The following is a 6450-nucleotide window of genomic DNA, read 5'->3' as shown; positions in this document are numbered from 1 at the left end:
CAAAAATTTTAGCTGTAGAATAAAATAACTTATAAAATCTAGGTCTTAGACCTAGATTTTTTTATGTTTTCTAAACATATATTTAACTAATTCTTAGAAAATATTTTATATTATTTATTTATGATTTGGTATAATAGTAGTTAACAAAGAGAAGGAGTATATATGAGAGAATTATTAAATATAGTAAGAAATGCTTTTTTTACTAATATAATAGGAAATTTAAATTTATATACAATTATTTCATCTATAGTGAAATTTATATTAGTCTATATAGTTTTATATTATATATATATCATTGTAAAATTAATTATATTAGATATTAGAAATATAGATTTTGATAAGGTGAAAAGGGATTATTATTTAATTGTTAGAGATCAAAATGGATCTTCTAAAAGCTATTTATTGGAAGGCTACACAAGTATAGGAAGAAATCTTGGGAATGATATAGTTTTAGATAGTGACCTGGTTTCATCTTATCACGCTGAGATCATCAAATCTGAAGATTCTTTTTATCTAGTCGACAAGGGATCTTTAAACGGCACTTATTTAAATGGAGAATATTTAGATACTAATTTAGAATTGCTAGTAGGTGATGAGATAGAAATAGGGCCCTATGTTTTAAACTTGAATGTTGAAATAAGCTAGAAGGGGTAAGTTTATGAATAAAATTAATAGGGTGAATTTTAACGATACAAGAAGGATTAGTCTTCATAATAAACTTATTATTCTTTTATTTATTTTCCAATTTCTTGGGATAAGTTTAGCTATTATACATAATATAAAAATACAGATTAGTTCAATTTACTTGGCCTATGCCTTTATAGTAGTTACAGCCATTATAAATTATACAATTCCAAAATTTATTAATGGTGACTCCACTTATATATATTTGGTTAATCTATTATATAGTATAAGTTTAATAATTATAATTAGGTTAGATTATACTTTAATAAATAAACATATAATCTGGTATTTTATAGGATTTTTTATATTCATATTTGTTAGATATTTTATTAAGTATTTTAATAAGTTTTTACAAGATAAGTTTATTTTATTTTTTGTTATAACATTCTTAACTTTTATACTTACACTTGTGTTTGGATTTTCAAAATACGGAGCAAAAAATTGGATAGATGTTGGTGGTTTATTTACTTTACAGTTATCTGAATTTGCTAAAATATCATATATATTTATGATTGCTGCTTATTATAATAATTATGAGGAATATACTAGTCATAAATTTGGTAAATACTATTTAGCAGGAGCAAGTTATGTATTCGCAGGCTTATTTTTCTTACAGGGAGAATTAGGTACTGCTATGGTGTTTTTTGCACTTATGCTTGCATCGATGTTAATTTTTGAAAAGCGATTTATCTTTATTGTTTTAAATATTGTATTAGCTTTTTTAGGAGTTTATTTAGCATCATTAGTTCTTTCTCATATAAAAGTAAGGATAGATATATGGCTAAATCCATGGGAAGATTTCAATGGTAAGGGATACCAGATAATTCAATCCTTATATGCCATAGCTAATGGTGGATTTTTTGGTACAGGTATTGGCTTAGGAAGTCCTGGTTTAGTGCCAGTAATTCAAACAGATTTTATCATGGCAGCTATCTTAGAAGAAATGGGACTATTTATGGGATTTGCAATTATACTTATTTTTATATTGATTTTTTATAAATCTATGAAAGTATCCTTGCAATTTAAGTCTAATTATCTATCTTCGCTTGCTTTATCAATTGGTTTGCTATTTTCAATACAAACAATTATTATGCTTGCCGGTATATTAAAACTAATGCCATTAACTGGTATTACTACACCATTTGTATCATATGGTGGTAGTTCAACTACTTCAAGTTTTATATTATTAGCTGTATTGCACTATTTAACAAGTAAAACGGGAGAAGAATATGAAGGATAAAAGAAATAAAAAGCTTGTAGTGGTTTTAGCGATTGTTACAGCTTTATTTTTAGCCATATCTTTATACTTGCTTTATTTCCAAATATTTAAGGCTGACAAATTGAATAAAGATCCTAGAAATGCTAGAAATTTTGAAGATAATGCCTATGCTGAACGAGGAAAGATACTTGATAAAAATGGAAAACTTTTAGCCTATTCTGAAAAAAATGAAGATGGAAAAACATATACTAGAAAATATAGCTATAATTATCTATATTCAAATATAACTGGTTATAGCGATCCAAATCTTGGAAAGATCGGTATAGAAGCATCTCTTAATAGAGAATTAGCTAATGTAAGTAAAAAAGAAGACTTATTTACAAGAATAGATAGCTTAGTTTCTGAAACGAATGCTAGTGATGTATATTTGACTATAGAAAATGATATTCAAGAATATGCTTGGGAAGCCCTAGGAAACTATACTGGATCTGTTATAGTTGCAGATCCTAAGACAGGAGCTATATTAGCAATGGTGTCTAAACCTACTTTTAATGTAAATACTTTAAGGGCGGATTGGGAGAACATAATTGCGTCTGAAGATGGTAGGCTTCTGAATAGACCAGGTCAGGGACTATATGAGCCAGGTTCAGTTTTTAAAACAGTATCATCTATTACTTTTTTAAGGGCTGGTATAGACTTATCATATAATGATAAAGGAACAGCTACCATAGCTGATCATACCATTAACAATTATGCTAAGAGAGCCCACGGAGAAATTTCTTTAAGAGAAGCCTTAATGTATTCATCTAACACTTATTTTTATGAAAAGTCTAGAGAAGTAAGCAATGAAGATTATATTAAAGTATTGAAAGATTTTGGAATAGGAGAAGATTATGAATTTTCTCTTCCTCTGAAATCCTCAATATTTCCATTTAAATCTGGATTATCAGATTTAGAAAAAGCCAATGCAGCTTTTGGACAAGGACAAACCTTGATGACTCCTATGGATATGCTTTTAATAACAATGGGAATAGCCAATGATGGTATAGTTTATAGGCCATATATAGTTGATAAAATCGATAGGAATGGAATAGTAAAACAAAATGAAGATAATATATTGTCTGATAGGATAGAGTCTGAATATGCTAAAACGGTTAGAGAATATTTAACAGCCACGGCCGAATATAATGGATTTACTCTAAAAAGTGGTATCTATTCAGCAGGAAAGACAGGTACTGGTCAAACATCTGATGGATTAAATAACAACTGGTATATAAATATGGCACCAGCAGATGATCCTAAATATGTGGTAGTAGTTACAATAGAGGGGAGTCAACAGACTGCTTTTAGTACTGCGGGACCTATAGCTTCTAGGGTGTTAAATTACGTAATAAATAGATAATAATGAATATATAGAAAAGGTGATGTTCAGACTAGATTTAACTAATCTGCAACACCACCTTTTAAATAAATTTATCTCTTATATTTTTCCAAAACCATTTTTCATCGAAAACTATTTTATTTATTGAATCTTTAGATAATTGAATGTTGATAGATTTTATATCTGAGTGATTGCATTCTAATCCATCTATTCCTATTAAAAATTCATTATCATTTAAATCTTCTGTCAGTAATTTAATTTTTGTATTTTTTGGAACTACAACACTTTTATCTAATGATTTATATATACTAGATTTAATTGGAGCCAATGGAGTTATTTGAAAAGCATCTATATTTTGATAAACAATGGCACCACCGGAAGATAGGTTATAAGCAGTAGATCCGGATGGGGTAGAGAATATCATTCCATCACCAGCAAATTCTTGTAGCCTCATATCATCTACAAATAAGTCAAACTTTATAATAGAAGTTGATCTAGATTTTATAACAATTTCATTTATACTTTTATATATAAAGTCTCCGTTCTTGGTTTCTATATGACACTCAATAACCTTAAGTTCATTAAGTATATATTTTTTATCTTTCAACCTTTCTATAGCTGATTCAACATCAGCTGGTTTAATATCATTATAGAATCCGAGTTTACCAGTATTTATACCAATAAAGGGTACATTTGAAAAATTGGATTCATGGACAGCTTTTATAAAGGTTCCATCTCCACCGATAACTACATTGAAATCAGCCTCTTCATCATGTTTATATGAAATTTTAAAATCATGACTTAAAAATTCTTTTTCAACTACTTGTCTTATCTCATCACTCAAGTTATATAAGTTTGTAAATATATTTGCTTGCTTCATATCTCCTCCAATAAATTTATTATACAATTTATTTGTAATTCTTTTCAAATTTCTATTAATGTGCTATAATAACAGTGTCCACAAATGATTTTCATAATTAACCTACACATACTATAAGGGCATACGGAGTTTGATAAAGGATACAAAGCCTTAGATGGACTGTAGAATTTATTGACAGTTAGCCCACCTTCACATACGAAGGTATAATTATAGTCATTTGTGGATTTTTTATAAAAATAGGAGGTAAATATGTCAATTAGAGATTACTTTGTTGCAAAACAAAGAGAATTAGAAAGAAGAAAAAGAAAAGATACTGCTGGTAAAGTTGGATTTGGTCTAGCTTTAGGTGCCTTAGTTGGTTCAGCTGCAGGTGTGTTATTTGCACCAAAATCAGGTGAAGAAACAAGAAAAGATATCAAGGATGCTGTTGAAGATACAGGTAAACAAATTCAAAAAACTTCAAAAGAATTTGGCGAAAATGTTCAAAAAACATATCATGATACTGTAGAAAAGGTATCAAACATTGGTGAAAAAAAACTTACACAATTACACAATGTAGCTGAAGATGTTGAAGAAAAAACAGAAGAAATAGCAAATAAGGCAAAAGACAAAGCTGAAAAAGCTGCTGAAAAGGCAAAAGAAAAAGCTGAAGAAACAAAAGAAAAAGCTGAAGAAAAAGCTGAAGAAGCTAAAAAAGACGCTGCTAAAGGTGTAGAAAAAGCAGCTGATAAAGTAAAAAAAGGAGCTGATAAAGTTTCTAAAAAAGCTGAAAAAGAAAGTAAAAAATAATAATTAGGAGGTAAACATGTCATATGATTTAATAGATATTCTATTAGCCCTACTAATTATAGCAGGTGTTGTTGCTTTAGTAGCATTAGCAAAACTACTATTTAACATATCTAAAACAGTAGGTGTTATTGCTGATACAGTTGAAAGCAATAGACAAAGTTTAGATGAAACTTTTGAAGATTTACCAAAGATTACTAATAATTTAAATAACGTTTTAGATTCTACTAATGGTTTAATTGAGGATGTAACACCACAAGTAGCATCTGCTTTATATGACGTAAGCAATCTTACATCACATGTATCAAATATTACAGATACTGTTGCTGATACAGTTGAAGTGGTGGGTATAGCTGCAGCGGATACTGCATCTAAATTTACAAACACCTTCCGTAGTGCTACAAACAAGACAGGATTTGTAAAAGGTTTTTTAACTGGATTATTAAAAAGATAATATCATAATGAAAAATTAGGTGGAGACATCTAATTTTTTTTTATAATAAAGCAAGTTGTAAACTATCACTTGTAATACTAGCGATAATATGCTATACTACATAAGTCAATAAACACATTGTTTGTTCATACCTGTGTGCCAATTTGGTTAGGTATTAAAAGGACAATGGAGGCAAAATAAAAACACAAGGAGAGAAGATATGTCAGTTATATCAATGAAAGCCTTACTAGAGGCTGGTGTACACTTTGGTCACCAAACTAGAAGATGGAACCCTAAGATGAAACCTTACATCTTTACAGAAAGAAATGGTATTTATATCATTGACTTACAAAAAACAGCTAAAAAGGTTGAAGAAGCTTATGAAGCTGTAAGATCAGTTGTAGAAGAAGGTGGAAAAGTTTTATTTGTAGGTACAAAGAAACAAGCTCAAGATGCTGTAGAATTTGAAGCAAAAAGAGCAGACCAATATTATGTAACAAATAGATGGTTAGGTGGTATGTTAACAAACAACCAAACTATCAAAAAATCAATCAAAAGACTAGAAGAAATTGAAGAAATGAAAGAAGATGGTACTTTTGATTTACTACCTAAAAAAGAAGTTGCTCAATTAGAAAAAGAACATGATAAATTAGAAAAGAACTTAGGTGGTATCAGAAATATGAACGGTTTACCAGACATCATGTTTGTTGTAGACCCTAAAAATGAGCATATAGCTGTTAAAGAAGCACGTAAATTAGGTATACCTATAGTTGCTATCGTTGACACAAATGCTGATCCAGAAGAAATTGATTATCCAATACCTGGTAATGATGACGCTATTAGAGCTGTTAAATTAATTACTTCAACAATTGCAAACGCAGTTGTAGAAGGTAACCAAGGTGAATCATTAGACCAAGAAGTAGTAGAAGAAACTGTAGAAGCTGAAGAAGTTGAAGAAACAGAAGCTGAAGAAACTGTAGAAGTTACTGAAGAAGATGTTGAAGAAATTCAAGAAGAAATCAACTCAGCTGAATAGTTAAAATATAATAAACAAAAAAATAGGAAGT

At 29.2% G+C, this 6450-nt stretch carries 7 protein-coding genes; 6 read left to right on the top strand and 1 reads right to left on the bottom strand.

Annotation, left to right across the window (positions count from 1 at the left end; all coding sequences use genetic code 11):
* Window positions 1–162 precede the first annotated feature (162 nt).
* Genes Q0U66_RS02165 through Q0U66_RS02155 form a run of 3 tightly spaced genes read left to right on the top strand, consistent with a single transcriptional unit; the run spans window position 163 to window position 3305 of the window.
* Entirely contained in the window at window positions 163–645 is a 483-nt protein-coding gene (locus Q0U66_RS02165) for an FHA domain-containing protein (protein WP_297377019.1), read from the top strand.
* 13 nt (window positions 646–658) lie between these two features.
* Entirely contained in the window at window positions 659–1924 is a 1266-nt protein-coding gene (locus tag Q0U66_RS02160; protein ID WP_297377017.1) for an FtsW/RodA/SpoVE family cell cycle protein, read from the top strand.
* A complete protein-coding gene (locus Q0U66_RS02155; protein ID WP_297377015.1) occupies window positions 1914–3305 on the top strand; it encodes a penicillin-binding protein 2 in 1392 nt (463 codons plus the stop codon). Before Q0U66_RS02160 ends, Q0U66_RS02155 begins: the two co-directional genes overlap by 11 nt.
* A gap of 61 nt (window positions 3306–3366) precedes the next feature.
* Here the strand turns inward: Q0U66_RS02155 and Q0U66_RS02150 are convergent, their stop codons facing one another.
* Window positions 3367–4164: an NAD(+)/NADH kinase gene (locus Q0U66_RS02150; RefSeq protein ID WP_297377013.1), complete on the bottom strand. Its 798-nt coding sequence runs from the start codon at window positions 4162–4164 to the stop codon at window positions 3367–3369.
* A 249-nt stretch (window positions 4165–4413) separates the two neighbouring features.
* On the opposite strand from Q0U66_RS02150, the gene Q0U66_RS02145 reads away from it, so the two are divergent.
* The 3 genes from Q0U66_RS02145 to rpsB all read left to right on the top strand — a co-directional run bounded on the left by Q0U66_RS02145 (window position 4414) and on the right by rpsB (window position 6419).
* Complete coding sequence (locus Q0U66_RS02145) at window positions 4414–4953, top strand: YtxH domain-containing protein (RefSeq protein WP_297377011.1); 540 nt, start codon at window positions 4414–4416, stop codon at window positions 4951–4953.
* 16 nt (window positions 4954–4969) lie between these two features.
* The gene (locus tag Q0U66_RS02140) at window positions 4970–5404 is read left to right on the top strand and encodes a DUF948 domain-containing protein (RefSeq protein WP_297377009.1); all 435 of its coding nucleotides are present in this window, start codon (window positions 4970–4972) and stop codon (window positions 5402–5404) included.
* Between the two features lie 199 nt (window positions 5405–5603).
* The gene (gene rpsB / locus Q0U66_RS02135) at window positions 5604–6419 is read left to right on the top strand and encodes a 30S ribosomal protein S2 (RefSeq protein ID WP_297377007.1); all 816 of its coding nucleotides are present in this window, start codon (window positions 5604–5606) and stop codon (window positions 6417–6419) included.
* Window positions 6420–6450 lie beyond the last annotated feature (31 nt).

It is taken from the genome of uncultured Helcococcus sp. (genome assembly GCF_946998255.1).
In the GTDB taxonomy this organism is placed as follows: domain Bacteria; phylum Bacillota; class Clostridia; order Tissierellales; family Peptoniphilaceae; genus Helcococcus.
This window is presented reverse-complemented; position numbering and strand designations above follow the sequence as displayed.